This is a genomic window from Williamsia sp. Y712, from assembly GCF_059445525.1.
On sequence record NZ_JCAIUN010000003.1, the window covers coordinates 639,083 to 658,504 of the forward strand.

General features: G+C 63.1%; 16 protein-coding genes. 7 read left to right on the forward strand and 9 right to left on the reverse strand.

Annotated elements, in window-relative coordinates; all coding sequences use genetic code 11:
• The gene (locus tag AC1D75_RS22315) at positions 1 to 1,620 is read right to left on the reverse strand and encodes an FAD-dependent monooxygenase (protein ID WP_495517496.1); all 1,620 of its coding nucleotides are present in this window, start codon (positions 1,618 to 1,620) and stop codon (positions 1 to 3) included.
• Positions 1,621 to 1,824: 204 nt separating this feature from the next.
• On the opposite strand from AC1D75_RS22315, the gene AC1D75_RS22320 reads away from it, so the two are divergent.
• Positions 1,825 to 2,376 carry a YceI family protein gene (locus tag AC1D75_RS22320; protein WP_495517497.1) on the forward strand — a complete coding sequence of 184 codons (552 nt, stop codon included), beginning with the start codon at positions 1,825 to 1,827 and terminating at the stop codon, positions 2,374 to 2,376.
• A 140-nt stretch (positions 2,377 to 2,516) separates the two neighbouring features.
• Here AC1D75_RS22320 and AC1D75_RS22325 read toward each other — a convergent pair whose 3' ends face one another.
• Positions 2,517 to 3,440, reverse strand: coding sequence for an alpha/beta hydrolase (locus tag AC1D75_RS22325; protein ID WP_495517498.1), 924 nt, complete (start codon positions 3,438 to 3,440; stop codon positions 2,517 to 2,519).
• Positions 3,441 to 3,488: 48 nt separating this feature from the next.
• On the reverse strand, positions 3,489 to 4,097 hold the full coding sequence (locus AC1D75_RS22330; protein ID WP_495517499.1) for a TetR/AcrR family transcriptional regulator: 609 nt from the start codon (positions 4,095 to 4,097) through the stop codon (positions 3,489 to 3,491).
• A 136-nt stretch (positions 4,098 to 4,233) separates the two neighbouring features.
• On the opposite strand from AC1D75_RS22330, the gene AC1D75_RS22335 reads away from it, so the two are divergent.
• The 6 genes from AC1D75_RS22335 (at position 4,234) to AC1D75_RS22360 (ending at position 12,959) form a co-directional block, all read left to right on the forward strand.
• The gene (locus AC1D75_RS22335; RefSeq protein WP_495517500.1) at positions 4,234 to 5,967 is read left to right on the forward strand and encodes an adenylate/guanylate cyclase domain-containing protein; all 1,734 of its coding nucleotides are present in this window, start codon (positions 4,234 to 4,236) and stop codon (positions 5,965 to 5,967) included.
• Positions 5,968 to 6,017: 50 nt separating this feature from the next.
• Complete coding sequence (locus AC1D75_RS22340; protein WP_495517501.1) at positions 6,018 to 6,905, forward strand: oxidoreductase; 888 nt, start codon at positions 6,018 to 6,020, stop codon at positions 6,903 to 6,905.
• Entirely contained in the window at positions 6,905 to 7,780 is an 876-nt protein-coding gene (locus AC1D75_RS22345) for an oxidoreductase (RefSeq protein WP_495517502.1), read from the forward strand. Before AC1D75_RS22340 ends, AC1D75_RS22345 begins: the two co-directional genes overlap by 1 nt.
• 378 nt (positions 7,781 to 8,158) lie before the next feature.
• On the forward strand, positions 8,159 to 9,961 hold the full coding sequence (locus tag AC1D75_RS22350; protein ID WP_495517503.1) for a glycosyltransferase family 2 protein: 1,803 nt from the start codon (positions 8,159 to 8,161) through the stop codon (positions 9,959 to 9,961).
• A gap of 26 nt (positions 9,962 to 9,987) precedes the next feature.
• Positions 9,988 to 11,937, forward strand: coding sequence for a radical copper oxidase GlxA (gene glxA, locus AC1D75_RS22355; protein WP_495517504.1), 1,950 nt, complete (start codon positions 9,988 to 9,990; stop codon positions 11,935 to 11,937).
• An 8-nt stretch (positions 11,938 to 11,945) separates the two neighbouring features.
• The gene (locus AC1D75_RS22360) at positions 11,946 to 12,959 is read left to right on the forward strand and encodes a glycoside hydrolase family 6 protein (RefSeq protein WP_495517505.1); all 1,014 of its coding nucleotides are present in this window, start codon (positions 11,946 to 11,948) and stop codon (positions 12,957 to 12,959) included.
• A 38-nt stretch (positions 12,960 to 12,997) separates the two neighbouring features.
• Here the strand turns inward: AC1D75_RS22360 and AC1D75_RS22365 are convergent, their stop codons facing one another.
• Genes AC1D75_RS22365 through AC1D75_RS22390 form a run of 6 tightly spaced genes read right to left on the reverse strand, consistent with a single transcriptional unit; the run spans position 12,998 to position 19,416 of the window.
• The gene (locus tag AC1D75_RS22365; RefSeq protein WP_495517506.1) at positions 12,998 to 14,494 is read right to left on the reverse strand and encodes an aldehyde dehydrogenase family protein; all 1,497 of its coding nucleotides are present in this window, start codon (positions 14,492 to 14,494) and stop codon (positions 12,998 to 13,000) included.
• Positions 14,491 to 15,408, reverse strand: coding sequence for an aromatic ring-hydroxylating dioxygenase subunit alpha (locus AC1D75_RS22370; RefSeq protein ID WP_495517507.1), 918 nt, complete (start codon positions 15,406 to 15,408; stop codon positions 14,491 to 14,493). Before AC1D75_RS22370 ends, AC1D75_RS22365 begins: the two co-directional genes overlap by 4 nt.
• Positions 15,395 to 16,768 carry an amidohydrolase family protein gene (locus AC1D75_RS22375; RefSeq protein ID WP_495517508.1) on the reverse strand — a complete coding sequence of 458 codons (1,374 nt, stop codon included), beginning with the start codon at positions 16,766 to 16,768 and terminating at the stop codon, positions 15,395 to 15,397. The genes AC1D75_RS22370 and AC1D75_RS22375 overlap by 14 nt, the downstream gene beginning before the upstream one ends.
• On the reverse strand, positions 16,765 to 18,303 hold the full coding sequence (locus AC1D75_RS22380) for a GMC family oxidoreductase (RefSeq protein WP_495517509.1): 1,539 nt from the start codon (positions 18,301 to 18,303) through the stop codon (positions 16,765 to 16,767). Before AC1D75_RS22380 ends, AC1D75_RS22375 begins: the two co-directional genes overlap by 4 nt.
• On the reverse strand, positions 18,290 to 18,919 hold the full coding sequence (locus AC1D75_RS22385; RefSeq protein ID WP_495517510.1) for a thiamine pyrophosphate-dependent enzyme: 630 nt from the start codon (positions 18,917 to 18,919) through the stop codon (positions 18,290 to 18,292). The genes AC1D75_RS22380 and AC1D75_RS22385 overlap by 14 nt, the downstream gene beginning before the upstream one ends.
• Entirely contained in the window at positions 18,916 to 19,416 is a 501-nt protein-coding gene (locus tag AC1D75_RS22390; protein WP_495517511.1) for a thiamine pyrophosphate-binding protein, read from the reverse strand. The genes AC1D75_RS22385 and AC1D75_RS22390 overlap by 4 nt, the downstream gene beginning before the upstream one ends.
• Positions 19,417 to 19,422 lie beyond the last annotated feature (6 nt).

Here is a 19,422-nt window from a genome sequence, read left to right on the forward strand (position 1 = left end):
CTACCGGAACGTCTTCGCGAGGAACCCGACGACGGTGTCTTCGGCGATGGCGTCGCTGCTGTAGCCCAGATATCCGTCGGGTCGAACAATGAATATGGAATGATTCTCGGCGCCATAGTTTTTGGCGAAATTGCCGGAGTCGTCGCGGATGACGGGCAGGGTGGTCGTTCCGATGGCTGCGGCCGCCGCGGCGACGACGTATACATCGAGTTCGCCGTGGGTGGCCGCCTGCGCCGCTGTCGCGATGGACTCGAGATCGACGATTTCGGCTACATCGTCCGCATCGCTGAGGTAGATGATCGCGGTATGCCGCAGGCGATCGAACAGTGAGAACAACCGGAACGGGTCGGTGACGATGTCGCGGGACAAACCGGTGGCATCCGGGGCTCGGACGCCGGGAACGAGCAGCGAGCCCTCGTCGGCCGGGGATCCGACGATCGGGCTGCCCGCATAGTCGATGAGGAGTTGGGCCTCACGGAGCATCAGCTGCTCCGGACTCGTCGATCCGGCGTCGATACCTTCCCGTGCGCTGCGGACGGTTCGCCCGACCACCTCTTCGCCGATCGGCCGGCGCTCGGCGTCATAGCTGGCGGTCAAACCGATTGATGCCTTGCCGTTGACGGCCAATGCCAACTTCCACGCCAGGTTGTGGGCATCCTGAATACCGGTGTTCATGCCTTGCGCACCGGTCGGTGGGTGGATATGTGCGGCGTCGCCGGCAACGAACACCCGGCCGTGTCCGTACGAGTCGACGATCCGGTGGCTGATCCGGAACACCGATGACCACCGCAGGTTTCGCGCTGTGGTGGGTTCCGGGGCGAGCCGGTCGAGGACGGCCTGGATATGTGAGAGTTCGGGTTTGCGCCCACCTTCGAATCCGTGCGCGATCGCCCCCGGCTCCGACGGTTTCGCCGAGGCGAGGTCCTCGGGGACGAGCATCGACATCCGGTATCGTCCGCGACCGGGAAGCGGGATACAGACGAGTAGGTCGTCGGTGGTGCCTTCGGTCTGGTGCATCACCCGCACCCCGTACCCGGGCGGCTGCACCCAGTCGACCTCGACGTCGCCGAGCATGTACTGCTCCTCGAACGCCGCGCCCTCGAACGTCAATCCGAGTGTTTTGCGGGTGATGCTGTGGGCACCGTCGCAGCCCACCAGATACTGCGCGGTGACGATCTCATCCCCGTCGGGGCCGGCAAGCACCGCGGTGACCTCTTTGTCGTCCTGGTCGAAACGCGACAGCGAGGTTCCGCGTTCGATCGGTAGATCCAGCGTCTCGAGGCGATCGCGGAGGATGCGCTCGGTCTCGTACTGGGGGATGGACGCGAAGCCGAAGGGCACATCGGCAGGTAGCGACAGGTCGATCCGGGACACTTCGATGCCGTTGACGTAGACGACCTGCCCGCGCATCTGGATCGCCGCATCGAGGATCTGGCGCAGCACACCCATCCCCTCGAACACCTCGAGTGTGCGGGGCTGGACACCGACGGCCTTCGCGTATTGCGGGGGCTCGAGGAGTGGATCAACGATTCGGCATCGGATCCCGCGCCGCCGCAGCTCGATCGCTGCGGTCAGGCCGATCGGACCGGCTCCGGCTATCAAAACGTCTGTATCGAACACCCGTGGACCACCCTTCTGATGCTGCGTCTGCTGGCATTGTGCCGTCGCGGCCCGGGCATTGCGGTGCATTCGGTCACATTCGATGCTCGTCGTCGCAGGTCAGGCGTTGCCGACCGAGTGACTTTCACCCCGATGGAATGAATCGGACCGTAGTCCGGTTAGATCGTATGTAGTCCCAACCACCAGACTTTCTAGGAGAACCACATGAGCGCCACCATCACCACCACAGATCTCGGCACCGGCACCTGGACCATCGATCCGACCCACTCGGTCGTCGCCTTCTCTGTTCGCCATCTCATGGTGAGCAAGGTTCGCGGAAACTTCGAGACCTTCTCGGGAGCCATCACCGTCGATGAGAACGGCGTCCCGTCGGTCACCGCCGAGATCGACGTCGCATCCATCAACACCGGAAACGAAGGCCGCGATGGCCACATCCGCTCGGCAGACTTCTTCGAGGTCGAGAAGTACCCGACCGCGACCTTCACCTCGACGGCGGTCAAGGCCGACGGCGATGACTACCTGGTCGAAGGTGACTTCAGCCTCCACGGCGTGACCCGTCCGGTCACCCTCAAGCTCGAGTTCAACGGTGTCAACCCCGGTATGGGCAACGGCCCGGTTGCCGGCTTCGAGGCCTCGGTTGTCCTCAACCGCAAGGACTTCGGCATCAACATCGACATGCCCCTGGAGACCGGTGGCAGCGTTGTCGGCGACAAGATCACCATCACGCTGGACATCGAAGCTGGCAAGACTGCCTAGTCTCGCACTGACCCTGCGCAGCAATATCGACTGTCTGATCGGCTGACCACCACCGGCCATCAGGCTCCCCGAGCGGCGGCCCCGTGACCGGAAGATCCCGGACGCGGGGCCGCCGCTGGGATTTGGTCGGCTCGGCTCTGTCAGCGGGGCGGCACGTCGAAGCGGTGCCTGAGCCATGCTTCGATATCGAGTAGAGCGCGGCGGCCGATGGGCGTTGCATGGTTGGCGAATCCATGAGGGACATGGGGATAGAGCCGCAAGTCGACATCGTTGCCCGCCGCAGACAGCCGAGCCACCATTGCAATGTTCTCGGCCAACACCAGGTCCTCGGACCCGACCACAACGAGGGTTGGCGGCAGGTCGTTCAGGTCGCCGAACGTCGGAGAGATATCCGGAACCGTGCGGTCGGTGATATGGCCGACGTACGCCTCGATGAAGTACTCGTCGGCGATGGTTCGCCCAGCAGGGGTTTGGGCGCTCATGTCATACGTGCCTGCCTCCAGGACAGCGCCGAGAAATGACAGTGCAAGGCCTCGCTCGCGAAGGCGCAACAGCGTCGTCGCGGCCAAGGTCGAACCCGCAGACATACCGCCTATGACGAGCTTGGTTGTGCCGAACCGTTCGGCTGCGACGTCAAGCAGCCACAGAGCTGCCGCTTCACAATCGTCCGGCGCTGCCGGCCAGGGGGACTCGGGCGCGAGTCGGTAGTCGACGCACACCACAACCGCCCCGACTGCATCCGCAAGCCTTGTGTTCCGAGCATCTGCACTGGCAGCTGAACTCATGTAGAAGCCACCGCCCGGGATGTACAGATAGACCCCGGTCACCTCGTTGTCTTTCGGAGTGATCACGCGCAGTGACACACTGCGGCCGCCGATGTCGACCGTCTGCACAACAGCTCGGGTTGGTGATGTGTGGTCAGCTGCCCTCGAGGCACGCACCGCAAGGAGTTCCTGGGGAGAGTTCGGGCCGACGCCGGCAGGCCGAGTCTCGTAGAAGGCCTGTGTGATCGACCGATCATCACCGGACACCGGTTCGAACAAATCAATTAGTGAGAGTTTCACAAAGACTCCGGTGATTGTCGGGTCGTGCTGCCATAAGGCCGCAGCCTGTTATTCGGTCGCTTGCCAACGCGGAGTGAACCCCGTCATGAGCACATCGACGAGGTCTTCGATGAACTTCAGATCCACCGGCTCCCTCGTCAGCAGGACGCGCGCGTAAATCGGGGCGTGGATCACCTCGAGAAGCAGTGGATAGTCGGGTTCGGTGGTGATGTCGATTTCTCCGCGCTCGGCCGAACGCACGAAGGTCGATTTCAGTACCTCGGTTCGTGCCTGCGTCATCCGGCGTTGCAATTCGACGAGGGGGCCGACGTCGATGGGCATGGCAACGAGTCGTGAGAGCGTCTTCACCTGCGGATTGGTGAGTGCGGTGTGGAGGTCGATGGTCAGTGCGATCAGGTCGCCCCGCAGGGAACCGGTGTCGGGCACATCGATCGTGGGATCGAATTGATCGACCAGTGCGTCGGTGACCAGCTGTTCCTTGGTCTTCCATCGACGATAGATGGATGTGACGTGGACGCCTGCCCGGTCGGCGACCTGCGCGATGGTGAGCCTGTCGAGGCCGACGTTGAGCAGCTCGTTCACGGTCGCCGACATCACGCGATCGCGGACGGCCGCCCCGCGGCGGTGTGATCGGATCCGTGGTGTCGTCTCTGGCATGGGGTCCGAAGACCCGGTTTGACGCACCTATCGACTCTAACGCAACTTGAGTTGCTTTATGTATAGTTGCCGTTAACTGCGATCGAGATCTGACCGCGCCCGTGGTCTGGTGATCGGCGGTGAGAGAAGGTGGACCTTGACGGCGCACCAGTCCAGCCGACGTTCACGGCTGGCCAACGCCTTCAAGAGCATTCGCCGTATCGATGATCGGATCGATCACTATTTCGTCGACGTACCCGATCCGAGTCTGGATGGTCCGGCCAGTCGACGGCATGTGGCCAACCGCTTTGTGGTCCTTGCGCTGATCGGTATCGCGGTCAGCAATCTGGCGGCCGCATTCGAGACCGTGGTCATGATCCAGCTGGTGATGACAGGCGGCGAATTGAGTGTGCCGGACATGATCGACGCGGCGAACATTCCCGTCCTGATCTGTTCGGTCGTCATCGGTTTGCTGCTCGGCGGTGCGGTGAGCACCGCCGTGTTGTATCCGCAGCTCGTGTGGTTTGTGAAAACCATCCCGGCGTCACCGGATCGGCGCAGATCGATCCAGATGATGCCGCTGCAGCAGGCGGGCGCGACCTTGCTCACCTGGGCGATCGGAGCGCTGATCTACATCCCGTTCGGACTCGGTGGTACCGCTGTCGAGTTCGTGGTGTTCGGTTCGGCCTTCCTGATGGCGGGTACATCTGCCGCCTGTCTCGCGTACCTCTTCGTCGAACGGGTGTCGCGGCCACTCGTGGCGATCGCGTTGCGCGACGGGGTACTCGGGCGATCCATCCTCGGGGTCCGTGAACGCCTGATCGCGGTGTGGATCGTGTTCTGTGCCGTCCCGCTGGTGGGCCTCATCGCCATCAACGTCGGCCGGTTGCCGGAGTGGATCCCCGCGAGCCGATACGTCGTCGATGTCCCGACGGTGGTCCTTGCCGGCTTCTGCCTCGTCGGCGGCATCCGGGCGACCGTACTCGTGTCACGCTCGATCACCGACCCACTCGGTGAGATCCGTAGCGGGATGGAGCGGGTGAAGGCCGGGCAGTCGCACCCGGTTCTGGATGTCTACGACTCCTCCGAACTCGGAATCCTGCAGCAGGGCTTCAACGACATGGTGTCGGGGCTGGCCGAGCGTGAGCAGATCAGGGAACTGTTCGAACGGCACGTCGGTGACGGCGTGGCGAAGCTTGCGCTGCAGCAGGGTGCGGGTTTTCATGGCGAGAACACATTTGTCGGCGTGATCTTCGTCGATGTCCAGGGGTCGACAAAACTCGCGGAACGAGAAGCGCCCGAGACTGTCGCGGCCCTGCTCAACAGCTTTTTTGCCATCGTCGCGGACGTGGTGGACCGGCACAGCGGATTCATCAACAAGTTCGAGGGTGATGCGGCGCTGGCGATCTTCGGCGCGCCCAGTGCGGTCCCCGACCCGGCGGGCGCCGCGTTGGGAGCGGCTCGCGAACTGCACGCCGAACTCGAAGTGCTTCGGCCACTACACTTTTCGATCGGGGTCTCGGCGGGGACCGTGTTCGCCGGAAACATCGGTGCGGTCAAACGCTACGAGTACACGGTCATCGGTGATGCGGTGAACGAGGCGGCCCGTTTGTCCGAGGCCGCCAAATCGGTTCGCGCGCACGTCCTGGCCAGCGGATCGGCGATCGACAATTCTGACGATGAGCACGGTCACTGGGATTCGATCGGATCCCTGGTGCTGCGGGGGCGTGCGGTACCGACCAATCTTTACACGATTCCCGTCGACAGCGAGCAGGGGAGCCGTAGCCTGAAATCACTGATAGGCACTGCATTCAAGATCCCGACAACCGTGGTTTCCGACGTTGTCGGCGAGGGAACCCGGTCACTGTTCGGAATGCGCGACCGGAGATAGCAAAAAGTACACATCGATGCTCGAAAATGACGAGGGGATTGGTTGAGGCGATGACATGGACCACGGGGGATATCGGTGATCAGAGCGGACGCACGTTCCTGATCACGGGAGCGAACAGCGGTCTGGGTGAGCAAACCGCCCTCGCGCTGGGAGCGGCGGGTGCCAATGTGATCCTGGCCTGCCGAACGGTGGAAAAGGCGCAGCCCGTGGCTGCCCGGATCGGGGCCAACGCCTCCATCACCGAACTCGATCTGGCCGATCTCGCCAGTGTTCGGGCGTGTGCGGAACGGACGGGTCCGATCGATGTCCTGATCAACAACGCCGGTGTGATGGCAATACCGCTGCGGCGCACGGCCGACGGGTTCGAGATGCAGATCGGTACCAATCACTTTGGGCATTTCGCGCTCACCGGGCTGCTGCTGCCCAAGATCTCCGACCGCGTCGTCACCGTGTCGTCGGCCATGCACAAGATCGGCAAGATCGACCTCGAAGACCCCAACTACCGGCAACGCTCATATTCGCGATGGCCGGCTTATGGACAGTCGAAACTGGCCAACCTGCTGTTCTCGTACGAGCTCGCGCGGCGGCTCGCTGCTGCCGGGTCATCAGTCAAATCGATGGCGGCCCACCCCGGATACGCCGCCACCGGATTGCAGGGGCACACAGAATCGGTCTGGGATCGCTTGATGGTCATCGGAAACCTGATGGCCCAGCCGGCTGCTGACGGCGCCCTGCCCAGCCTGTATGCCGCGACCTCGGACCAGGCACGGTCCGGCGGCTTCTACGGTCCGACCAAACTCGGCGGGTCGCGCGGCGCACCGGGACCTGCCACGGGTAACAAGCGATCTCGCGACGAACTCGTCGCCGCCGGACTCTGGGAACTGTCGGAATCACTGACCGGCGTGACCTACTCGGTGGATCCGGCGCCGTCGAACTGATGGGGTGGACGGCAGACGACATACCAGATCAGACCGGCCGAACGTTTGTGGTCACCGGTGCCAACGGTGGGCTCGGTGAACACATCACGAGTTCCTTGGCAGGCAAAGGCGCAAAAGTTGTCATGGCCTGCCGTGACACCGCGAAAGCCGAGCGGCTGGCGCAGCGGATCGGTGGCGACCTCGAGGTGGCGCATCTTGATCTGGGAGACCTGTCGTCTGTTCGTGCATTCGCCGAACAGGTCGGTCAGTGCGATGTTCTGATCAACAACGCCGGAGTGATGAACACGCCGTACCGGCTCACCGTGGACGGTTTCGAAACGCAATTTGGCGTCAACCATCTCGGTCACTTCGCACTCACCGGGCAACTGCTCGACCGCGTCAACGACCGGGTCGTCACCGTGTCGAGCATCGCGCATCGGCAGACGCCTGCGCTGTACCTCGACGACCTCGACTACGAGAACCGCCGGTACGTGCGTGCGGTTGCCTACGGTCAGTCGAAGCTCGCCAATTTGATGTTCGCCCGTGAACTCCAGCGGCGATTGCAGGCGGCGGGGTCACCGAAGCGGTCATACGCTGCCCATCCCGGTGTCTCGTCGACCGAATTGTTCTCTCACACAGAGACTTTTGTCGACAAGCTGGCCAAACCGGCAATCAGACTGGTGGGGCATCATCCGCGCAAAGCCGCGCAGTCGACGATATTTGCCGCCACAGCACGCGATGCCGATCCGGATATCTACTGGGGACCAACGCGGTTGATGGGCATGCGTGGGCCTGTTGGTGAATCGCCGTCAACGGCGTTGTCCAAGGACGCCGCGCTCGCGGCACAACTCTGGGCGGCGTCGGAGAAGTTGACCGGCGTGACCTATCCGCTCTGAACCAGCCTCGGACCGGCCGCGAGCAATCATTAATTTCATCGACGAAGAAGATATGATTTCCGTCACACATTGCTGAGCGTTCTGAGTGTCGAAGACGGTACGAAACCGACTTGTTCCACTGAACAATTGACGGAATCGGATCGTCGGTGCCACTACTGACTCTAACGGTCAATCAAGTGTGGTGAATCGCCGAGTTTGTGTTGTTGCGCGAACGCAATAGAGCGGCGATGCTCACATCTTACTGATTCGAACATCAACTCGGCCAAGACATTCGGAGTTCTGCATGCGCGTTTCTTTTCGCGGGGTGGGCTTTCGCAATCAGACGTTCCTTCCGGGTGGGCGAGTTCTGACGATGGGATTTCGCCATCTCGGTGGAGCGTGACCGTGCGCCTCGAGGACCTGATTGTCGAGAAGAGCCGGATAGCGGGTGAGCCGTCCGATGACTTCGATGGGCGCGTACGACTTCAGGCCATGAACGGTCGTACTCGATGCCTCGGCGCGGTGATGCTGACCTTCGTCACCTTGACCGTGAGCGTCGGGTACATCTACTGGCTCACCTTCGCGGGAACCCCGGTTGTCGAACGGGTTTCCGTCGCCGGGCCAATCGTCTTCGTGTTACTCGCGATCTCGTTGCTCATCGAATCCTCGAGAATGCTCCTCACCTGCATGCTGGCCACGTCCACGGTCCTGGTGAAGAAGCCGGTCGTGATCAGGCCCAGGGACGGTATGAACGTGGCGCTCTTCATCACCTTTGTTCCGGCCAGCGAGGACATCGATGTGCTGGCGGGAACCCTGCGCGCGGCCAAACAGATCAATCACCAGGTTCAGAATGAAAACGGAGTTCAATCAGGCACGTTCGATGTCTTCGTGCTCGATGAAGGTGACCCCGGCGACCCGAAGCGGGTTCCGCAACTGATCGAGTCGATCAACGACGAGGTCGGCAGCAACATGATCTACCACTTCAGCAGACTCGGGATGCCCGGTTACCACGCCGGCGAAAAGTTCTCGACCAGAACCAAATACGGAAACATCAATGCCGCGTTCGACTGGGTGAGTACCACGGACCGTTTCCCCGCCTACGACGTCATCATGGGACTGGATCCCGATCACGTTCCGCTCCCGGAGTTCGGCGATCGCATGCTCGGCTATTTCGAGGACCCGGATATCGCTTACGTCTCGGGTCCCCAGGCCTATGCGAATGCGACGTCGAATGTTGTCGCGAAACTGGCCGAGTCGCAGCAGTTCCCGTTCCATGCCCTGATCCAGACCGCCGCCAACACGTACTGGGCTCCGATGCTGGTTGGCACGAGTTATGCAATCCGCAGCGATGTGTTGCGCCAGATCGACGGGATCCAGTCCTCGATCACCGAAGACATGGCCACCAGTTTCGAAGTCCTCTGCCGAACCAACCCGCAAACCGGTCGTCTGTGGAAAGGCGTTTACACGCCTGACCTCCTGGCCCACGGTCAGGGCCCGGACACTTGGGGGAGCTTCTACAAACAGCAGACCCGTTGGGCGCGAGGCTCGTTGGAACAGATGTTCGCCGGACCGTTTCTGCGCCAGATGTGGGGGATGCGGCGCAGCCCACTGCGCATCGCGCATTACCTGTTGTTGATGTCGTTCTACCCGGTGATGGCGGTGACGTGGCTGCTGGGAGCGGTCAACGCGATGCTGTTCGCCATCTACGGCGTGAGTGCGACCGGCGTAGCGCCAAACGACTGGCTGCTCTTCTACGGCTGGGTCTCTGTCCTTCAGATGTCGGTCTACGTCTCGTCGCGGCGTCACAACGTCAGCCCTTACGAGGTCGGGCGGTCGTGGGGCGTCTACGGAATGTTCATGAGCGTGGTCACCGCACCGGTCTACGCCGCAGCATTGATCAAAATGGTGTTCCGACGAAAGACCGGTTTCGAGGTGACACCCAAAGGTGTGCACAGCAACCGAGACACCTGGTTTGCCTTCCGGCTCAACATCATCTGGCTGTTGTTCTATGTGGTCGTGGTCGCTCTCATCTGTGTCAACGGCTACGCCGATCCGGCGACACTACTGTGGCCGTTGTCCGCGGCCGCGTTGTCGGCATCGCCGATTGTGATCTGGCAGGTGTCGACCGCCAGAGCGCAGGCCACGGCCGTGCCCGCTGACGGTGAACAAACGACGTTGGCTCGCACGCCGGTGAGCGCTTGACTCCCCGCACCGGCTGGAAACCGAATATGAGCCTGAAATCGGTGCTGAACTGGCGAACGGCGATCGGGGTGGGTGCGGTGCTCCTGCTTGCGGGGTTCTCTGCGCCGCCTGCGGCTGAGTTGATCCAGAATGTCAACAGGCACCGGCTCATCAACTCCGACGAGTACAAGGCTCAGCACGGCAAGTGGGAGACCATCACTCTGCCAGGGGATCACAAGATCAATGCCGTGCACGCTGCGCTGCTCCCCTCGGGCCGAATACTGCTGATAGCCGGTTCGGGCAATGACCGGGAGAGTTTTGAGGCCGGGCAGTTCAGCACAGTCGTCTACGACCCGTCCGATGGCTACATCAAAGAGGTCAACACACCCGAAGACATGTTCTGTGCAGGCCACGCACATCTCGCGAACGGCAACCTGCTGGTGGCCGGTGGCACACAAGGCTATGAGAAGGCGGCGAAAGACGTCACCAACGCCGGCGGCTACGTGACCATTCGAAATGAGACCCCCGGCAAGTCTTTTGTGGTCCCGAAGGGGACAGCGCTGACCGGGCTGGCAAGCGGTAAGCAGTATCGGTCGGATTCTGAGGTTGTGATCCCTGCGGCGAAGGTGGATCCCCGGACCCGCAAGATTTCGCCGACCGATCGCAACGTTTTCGTCGAAGCCGTGGTTGCAGGTGCTGCCGGGGTGTCGCTGCAAGGCGAGGCCTACCGGGTGGAACTCGAAGGACTGACGACGGCCGATCGTCGCAACCTGCACGGCTTTGCCCCGAAGATGACGATGGACAAGAAGGAGTACCAGGGCACCCGGTACTCCTATGAGTTCAACCCGATCACCGAAGAATACGAGCGGGTCGGGGACATGAACTACGCCCGCTGGTATCCGACACTGACCACTTTGCCCAACGGATCTGTCATCGCGCTGTCCGGACTCGACAACTCGGGCCGAATCCTGGACGGACAGAACGAGATATACGATCCGAAGACAAAACTGTGGACTGAGCGCGGCAGCCTCAAGAGATTCTTTCCGACCTATCCGGCGGTCTTCCAGACCGCACGTGATGACATGCTGTTCTTCGCCGGGCCGTCGACCGGATGGGGTCCGGCGGAGTCGGGCCGCGAGCCCGGCCTGTGGAATCTGAAGAACAACACGTTTGCACCGGTGCCGGGACTTCGAGATCCGGATCAGCTCGAGACCGGGTCGTCCACCTGGATCGGGCCGGTCAACGATCAGCGGCTCGTGGTCGTCGGTGGCGGAGGTATCGGGAACTCGCCGCTGTCCACGGAGAGAATTGACGTCATCGACCTCAAGAGTCCGACTCCTCGATTCGAGCCGCTCGGCGAGTTGGCGGACGGCACAAGGTATCCGAGCCTGGTTCCGCTGCCTTCCGGGGATGTGTTCATCACCGGGGGTTCTCGGGACTATCGGGGCGGCGGCGACAGCGACATCCTCAAGAGCTACGTGCTGACCGCAGACGGTGAGCTCACGGCGATGGCTGATCCGGGTGTTGGCCGTAACTATCATTCGTCGGCGATCCTCTTGCCCAACGGGCAGATCCTGACGATGGGATCCGATCCGCTGTTCTCGGACAAAGACAATTCCGTGCCCGGTGAGTTCGAACAACGGCTGGAGGTCTATACCCCGGCATATCTTTTCCGAACGGACGGGAAGTCGGTGTCGCGTACTGCGATAACCGATGGTCCAACCGTGCTGCCTCTGGGAAAGTCAGGCACATTCACCCTTGATCCGGGAACGGCAGGTGCGCCGATCGCATCTGCCAGGTTGGTCCTTCCGGCCGCGACGACGCACGTCACCGACACCAATCAGCGGGTTGTCGACGTCGGATTCGTCCAGAACGGGAACAATGTCACCGTGACACTGCCATCCGAAAGGGCTCTGCTGCCCAGGGGGAGCTACATGCTCTTCTTCAATGACACCGCCGGGGTTCCCGGCATCGCGAAATGGGTGCAGGTCGAGTGAACCAAGCAATGTCCTCGTTGATCGACACCTTCCTCGCATCGCGTGTGCGCCGTGGCGTCGTGGCGGGTTCGGCGATCGGTCTGTTGCTGGTCACGGGATGCACCGGTGGGGCAGAGGGTGATCCTGTCGATGGTTCGCTGCCGTCCGAGCGTGCCGCACCGGCACGCGCCGACTATTCGGTCCAGGCCGACCCGGGGTACTCCGCCGACCTGTTGGCGGCGGAAGGCTATGTCCCAGTGGAAAAACAGCAGTCCCTGAAGAATCTGATCCAGACCCCGGTGGCGGTATGGCTCTACTCCGAGGACTCCGCGCAGACCGTTCGCGAGGTTTTGAACCGGTCCGCCGCGAACGGGTCGGTGCCGGTTTTCGTGGCCTACAACATTCCCCAACGCGATGACGGCGGTCATTCGCAGGGTGGTAGCGCCTCGGCCGTGGCGTATGTCGAGTGGATTTCGGGAATCAGCGCCGTGATCGGTCAGGGCGACGCGGTGATCGTACTCGAGCCGGACGCGTTGGCGCATCTGCCCGATCTACCAGAGGCCGATGCCGCAGAACGGGTCTCGATGCTCGCGGCTGCGCTGAAAGTGCTTGCCGCGAACACGAATACCGCGGTATATCTGGACGCAGGCAACAGTACGTGGCGCAGCCCTCAGGATACGGCCGAATTCCTCAAGCGGATCTCGGCGCACGACGTAGACGTGCCGGGCATCGCGCTGAACGTGGCGAACTATCGTCCGGAAGCGGAAACCGAGCAGTACGGCCTCGACGTTCAAAATGCCTACGAGGCCGATCTTTTCGTGTTGATCGACAACTCACGCAACGGTGCGCAGAGCAGTGGAACCGAATGGTGCAACCCGCCTACGCAAACCTTGGGCACGATCTCGGACAGATCATTCGATCCGGATGCGAAGGTCGAAGAGGTGTACGTGAAGGTGCCCGGCGAGTCCGACGGACAATGCGGGATCAGCGACAAAGCGGCCGGTGAGTTCGACGGAAACCTACTTGTGGCCCAACTGCCCTGAGACTCGCGGTTGCCCTGAGCCGAGATCTCTCGACCCCCTCACACCATCATGCAGATCGTCTTCGACTCGAGATAGTTGTCGAGGCCGGCCGCGCCGTTCTCCACGCCCCAACCGGACTGCTTGTGGCCACCTTTCGGTAGCTCGGGTGAGAAGTACGAGTGGCAGTTGATCCACACCGTTCCGGCCCGCACGTCTGCCGCCAGCCGATGGGCGGCGCTGAAGTCGCGGGTCCACACACTGGCGGCGAGCCCGTATTCGGTGTCGTTGGCCCAGCCGAGGACCTCGTCGATGTCGTCGAACGCGGTCACCGCCACCACCGGTCCGAAGATCTCCTCGCGCATCAGCGCCATATCCGGGCCGGCTCCGGTGATCACGGTCGGTCGGTAGAAGCTGCCTTCACCGGCCACGACCGAGCCGCCGGTGACGACTTCGGCTCCACCGGCCACGCCGTCGTCCACGTACTCGGCAACCCGCGCCCGGTGCGTCCGACTGACGAGCGGACCGAGATCGCTGGCCGGGTCGAGCCCGTGACCGAGCCGCATCGACGACGCCGCAGCCGCGAGACCGTCGACAAGTTCCTGATATGCGCTGCGCGCGACGTACACCCGTGAACCGGATACACAGACCTGCCCGGCATTGGCGAAGATGCCCCTGGCGACACCGGGAATCGTGATCGACATATCGGCGTCGTCGAGTACGACCACCGGTGACTTGCCACCGAGTTCCAGCGTGAGCCGGGTGAGATTGGTGCCACCGGCGCTTGCCACCAGCTTCTTTCCGACCTCGGTGGAACCGGTGAAGGTCACCTTGTCGACACCGGGGTGCTGCGCCAGTGCGCGTCCCACGTCACCGTCGCCGGTGACGATGTTCACTGCTGCGGCCGGAAAGCCCGCGGCGACGATCAGTTCGCCGAGCCGGATGGCGGTGAGACTGGTGTCTTCGGCGGGTTTGAGTACCACCGTGCAGCCGGCCGCCAGGGCAGGCGCGAGCTTCATCGCCGCCATCAGCAGTGGAGAGTTCCATGGCACGATCGCCGCGACGACCCCGATGGGCTCGCGCACGGTGTGCGCCATCACCTTCCGGCCCTCCGGCTGGTACGTGATCGACGGGTTGATGGTGGTTCCCGAGATCTTGTTCGCATAGCCGGCGTAGTACCGGAACTGCTCTGCAGCAGAGGGTATCTCGGCGAAACGGGACGTGGCCCAGGTCTTGCCCTGGTCGAGGGTCTCGAGCTCGGCCAATTCGTCGGCGTGTTCGTCGATCAGGTCTGCCAACCGCCACAACAGTTTTCCGCGCGCGGTAGGGGTGCACTTCGCCCACTGTCCGGTCAGCGCCTCGCGGGCCGAGCGCACCGCCTGGTCGACGTCAGCGGCGGATGCACAACCGATCTCGGCGAGCAGCTCGCCGGAGGCCGGATCGCGGCTCTCGAATACGCCGTTGCCTGCCGGAACCCAGTCGCCGCCGATCAGCAGTGCTTTGGGTGAGGTACTCAGGAACTCGGCACTATGGCGAGGAACTGTGGTCGAGGTGTTCATGCGTCTGCTCCTCGGCGGCTGCGGGCGGGTGGTAAGGGGACTGCGCCGTATCGCAGGCCCTTCGCCTTGAGCCAGCGTCGATAGGTGATGGATGAACCGTCTGCTCGGGTGGGGATTTCGTCGCGCGGATCCAGTGGGAGCAACAGCGGGCGTTGATTCTCGACGATGATGCGATCCTGCAGGAAGATCGTCTGCTCGAAGTGGAGCAGATCGGTGAAGGCGGCCTCCTGATCGACCAGGTACATCACCGGCTGTGCACGACAGAGTGTTTGGGTGATCGGCTGGATGAACAGTGCGATCGCGTCCTGCCGGGTCGGGTCTGCCGGTGACACCCGATAGAGCACCACCAGATACGGTGCCGGGACCCGGTAGGACAATTGTGCGAACGCACCCTCGGAACTCGCGCTGACCTGTGGCTGGAAGAACGTGCAGTTGGTGGCCCACACCTCGTCGGTGTCGCGGCGGATCTCCGATTCGTACTTGGCCACTTCGGTGTTCGATTCACCGCCGAGGATCCCGGGGTGCACAAACGGGAAGTGCGCCATGTCGAGGAAGTTCTCCACCACCCGGCCGGGTGAGGTCCGCATCGTGATCCATCCGCAAGGCACGTAGCGCCGATCAGGCTCCAGTGATTCGGGGAGATCGAAGATGTCCCCGGCCGGGGTGCCGAGCGTGGTCCAGACGAACCCGTATCGCAGACGGACGGGCAGTTCGGCTCCGTCGGCGCGAACCAGTGGAACATCGGGATCGTCCGCCATACAGGTCAATTCGACACCGAGGAGACGTGTGGTGATGGCGCCGTCGTCGAGTTCGTTGCGGGCGCACACCGCATACCATTGGTCGAGAACCACCGGATCGTCGCAGCGGCCGTCGTCGCTGCGTTCATCGGTGTGGACGTCGTCAATCGTGGGCACCGAAGACTCCTTCCAGATCGTCGTGCTCGGCGAGCCAGTCCGCGCGCCGTTCGAACAGGCCCGGGACGACGCCCCGAGCGCGGGCGATGATGTCCGGCAGGTCCTGCGACACCAGCTGTCCGTCGCGCACCACCACCTGACCGTCGATCATCGTCAGATCCACATCCGAGCCGCGCACGGCGTGGACCAGGTTGTGTTGCAGGTTGAAATAGGGACCCTGGGGGAAGAACGGTGTCATCCGCGGGGTGTCGGTGCGGACCGCGATCAGATCGGCCTTCTTGCCGGGCTCCAGCGAGCCGATGTCGGCGTCGAGGCCGAGGCCCCTGGCGCCGTTGATGGTGGCCATCTCGATCACCTTCCAGCTGTCCAGGGCGGCGGCATCCCCGCTGGACAGTTTCGCGAGAAGGGAGGCGGCCTTCATCTCCTCGAACATGTCGAGGTTGTTGTTCTCCTTCTCCCCGTCGGTACCGAGCCCGACGGTCACACCGGCGGCCAGCAGGCGCTCGATCGGTGCCACCCCGCTTGCGAGTTTCATATTGCTCACCGGGTTGTGGACGACGGCGACACCACGCTGCGCGAGTAACGCGATCTCGTCGTCGTCGAGCCAGACCGCGTGCGCGAGCATGGTGCGCGGGACGTCGAAGAATCCGAGTCGCTCCAGCGCCCTCATCGGCCTGCTGCCGTAGCGCTTGTCGAACTCGGCGATCTCGATCTCGGATTCGCTGCAGTGTGTGTAGAACCCGGTGTCGTAGTCGCGCGCCATGTCGATGGCCCGGCGTTGGCCGGCGGCGTCGGCATAGAAGACGTGCTCGAGTCCGACCCAGACCGAGACCCGGCCGTTTGCCGCACCCTGACTGCGTTGCAGTAGTTGCTCGTTGTCGTCGAGGGTGTCGAAGTAGTCGAAGTCGGGATGGGCGCCCACGTAATTGACTGTGACAAGCCGGTTCCCGACCCCGGTGGCGGCGGCGACGCTGCCATGCATGTGCCGCCACATGTCGACCACCGTGGTGGTACCCGACAGCACACTTTCCGCATAGCAGAGCCAGGACGCCGCCTCGGCTTCAGCAGCGGTGACGACCCGGTGCATGGGGTCGATGTGTACGCGGAGCCATTCCCAGACCGGTAGCGCTTCGGCGGTTCCGCGCAGTAGCCCGGAGTGGCTGTGCGCGTTGATGAGTCCGGGCATGAGGAGGCGTCCGGGCAGTGCGGTCACCTCGGCTTCGGGATACGTGGCCGTGAGCTGATCGGTGGGTCCGACGGCGATGATCCGGTTACCGTCGACCAGTACCGCGCCATCGGGGATCACGGTGCGGGCGGCGTCCACGGTGACCACGGCATCGGCGGTGAGAAGTGTGCTCATGCGGCGTTCCTTCCGGCGATCAGATCTGCCGCGCGCTCGGCGAGCGCGACGACGGGTGCGTTGGTGTTGCACGAGGGCAATGTGGGGATCACAGAGGCATCCACAACGCGCAGGTTCTCGGTCCCGTACACCCGCAGCTCGGAGTCGACCACGGCTCCGGGACCCGTACCCATCGCGCAGGTGCCTGCGGTGTGGAAGAACGTCGAACAACTCATTCGTACGAACGCCGCGCGCTCGGCGCCGGTGAGACGACGATCGGGTGCGATCGGTCGCTCGATCAGCGTTCGGTACGGTGCGGTCTGCGCCAGATCCATGATGGTGTCGAGTCCGGCGACCAGGGCCGTCAGGTCACGAGGGTCGGACAGATACCGGGGATCGATCTCCGGTGCCGTCTCCGGGTCGGCGGACCGTAGGGTCAACTGTCCGACACTGTGCGACCGCATCAGCCCGGGTGAGACCGCGAACACGTTGTCGGATGTTGAAAGGCCGTACGTCGCAGCGACTTCGGGCGTCGCGTGTGGCCCCTGGACGACAAAGGCGTGCAGGTCGGGCAGTGACTGCTCCGGTGTGGAGCACCAGTTCAGGATGGCGCCGCCGCCGTTGTCGCGCACCGGTCCCATCGGCAGGCGGGCGGCGAAGTTCACCCCCATCAGCAGTGGGTGGTCCTGGAGGTTCTGTCCCACACCCGGCAGATCACTTCGGACCCGAATGCCGTGTGCCCGCAGGTGTTCGGGTTCGCCGATACCGGCGAGCAACAGCAGGTGCGGACTCGAGATCGCACCGGCCGACAGAATCACTTCTCGTTCGGCCCGAACCAGGGTTCCGCCGAGATTCACCCCGGAGCACCGGGCACCTTCGAATTCGAGGGCCCCGACGTGAGAGCCCGTCCGCACGGTCAGATTGGTCCGCTGCGCCGCGGGCCCCAGATATGCACGGGCGGTGCTCATCCGTCGACCGTCCGCGATGGTCAGATTTGCCAGCGAGGCGCCGTGGACGTCGTTGCCGTTCGAGTCGGCGAGCACCGGAAAACCCAGTTCCGCGGCCGCACCGAGCAGCGCTTCGGCGACCGGATGGGGGTTTTCGGGCGTGGTGATGGTCAGTGGCCCTGCGCTGCCGCGCAATTCGGACGCACCGCCTTCCCAGTCCTCGCAGCGGCGGAAGTAGGGGAGCATTGACTCCCAATTCCACCCTGTCGCTCCGCTGTCCTCCCAGACGTCGTAGTCGCTGGGGTGGCCCCGATACCAGAGCATGGCATTGATGCTGCTCGAACCGCCGAGCACCCGCCCGCGGGGTATCGGGATCGCGCGCCCGTCGAGGTTCGGGTTGGGCGAATAGGCATATCCCCAGTCATACTTCCCGGACAACAGCCTCGCCCAGCCGCCTGGTTCGTCGATCTCGGCGATGCCGTCGTGGCTCGGCCCGGATTCCAGTAGGAGCACGGAGACGTCGGGATCTTCCGAGAGACGCGACGCCAGAACACATCCCGCCGAGCCACCGCCCACGACGATGTAGTCGAACGTCTCAGTTGTGTTCACTGGGCCCCATGATGGTGATCTCTTCGGTGGCCTCCACGTGCCGGACGAAGATGTACTTGTCCTCACGTCCGTCGCTGTGCTTGCGTTTGATCCCGGGCTCGACCACGCTCGAGACCTTCGCAACCAGGACGTACGGCTCGTCGGCCACCAGCCCCGCCGCGCAGTGCTGGTCAAACTCTTCGAGAGTTGTTGCAGTATAGGAGTGTTCGATGCCGGCGCCACGGGCGATCGCCGCGATGCTCACGATGCCCTTCGACGTGTGCGTCGGTGGGCCCCCGATGGATTGGTAGCACTCGTTGTCCCACACCACGGTGAAGAGGTTGCGGGGACGTTCGTTGGCGAGTGTTGCGAGTATGCCGAGGTTGAAGAGCATTCCACCGTCGGTGTCGAGGGAGATGATGCGCCGGTGCGGCAGGCCGACCGCGAGCCCGAATGCCTGGGGAGTGACGCATCCGAGTTGCTGTTGAAACAGGCTGGCGCTGCGCATGTGGGGTGCGGCGTTGTACCACTCGTCCACGCTGGCCCCCAGTGAGACGATCACCAGTTCGTCCGACAATTTGTCGGCGAGGAGCTTCATGCAGTCGAAGCGTGTCATGTTTGCTGTCGAGTCGTTCATCGGACCAGACCTCCGCCCAGAGCAATCGCCGAATGATGGTATGCCGCATAGGACCACTCGAAGGCGTCGTGAATCGACCGCTCGATCTGGTCTTCCTCCCGCACGATCCGGTAAGGGATCCGCAGCGCATCGAGGATGGGTTCCATCGTGATGCCGTGCGGGACCGCCCACCAGTTGTTCTCGCCGAGTTCACCGCGGTAGCTCATGAGCATGATCACCGGGATTCCGGCGCCAAGACCCATGCGGGCGAGCGGTTCGACTGAGGCGCGCAGCCCCGAGTTCTCCATGATCAGAGCAGCTCGTTTGCCCGAGAGGAAGATGCCACCGCAGATGGCGGCACCCTCACCCTCGTTGGTGACCTGGATCGTCCGGATGTCGGGGTCGGCGTCCAGGGCCGGATAGAGCTCCTTGAACAGCGAGTCGGGGAGATAGCAGACGGTGCTCACACCGGCCTTCTTGAGGCCACGGATCACCGCGTCTACGGCACTTTGTTGCATGGCAAG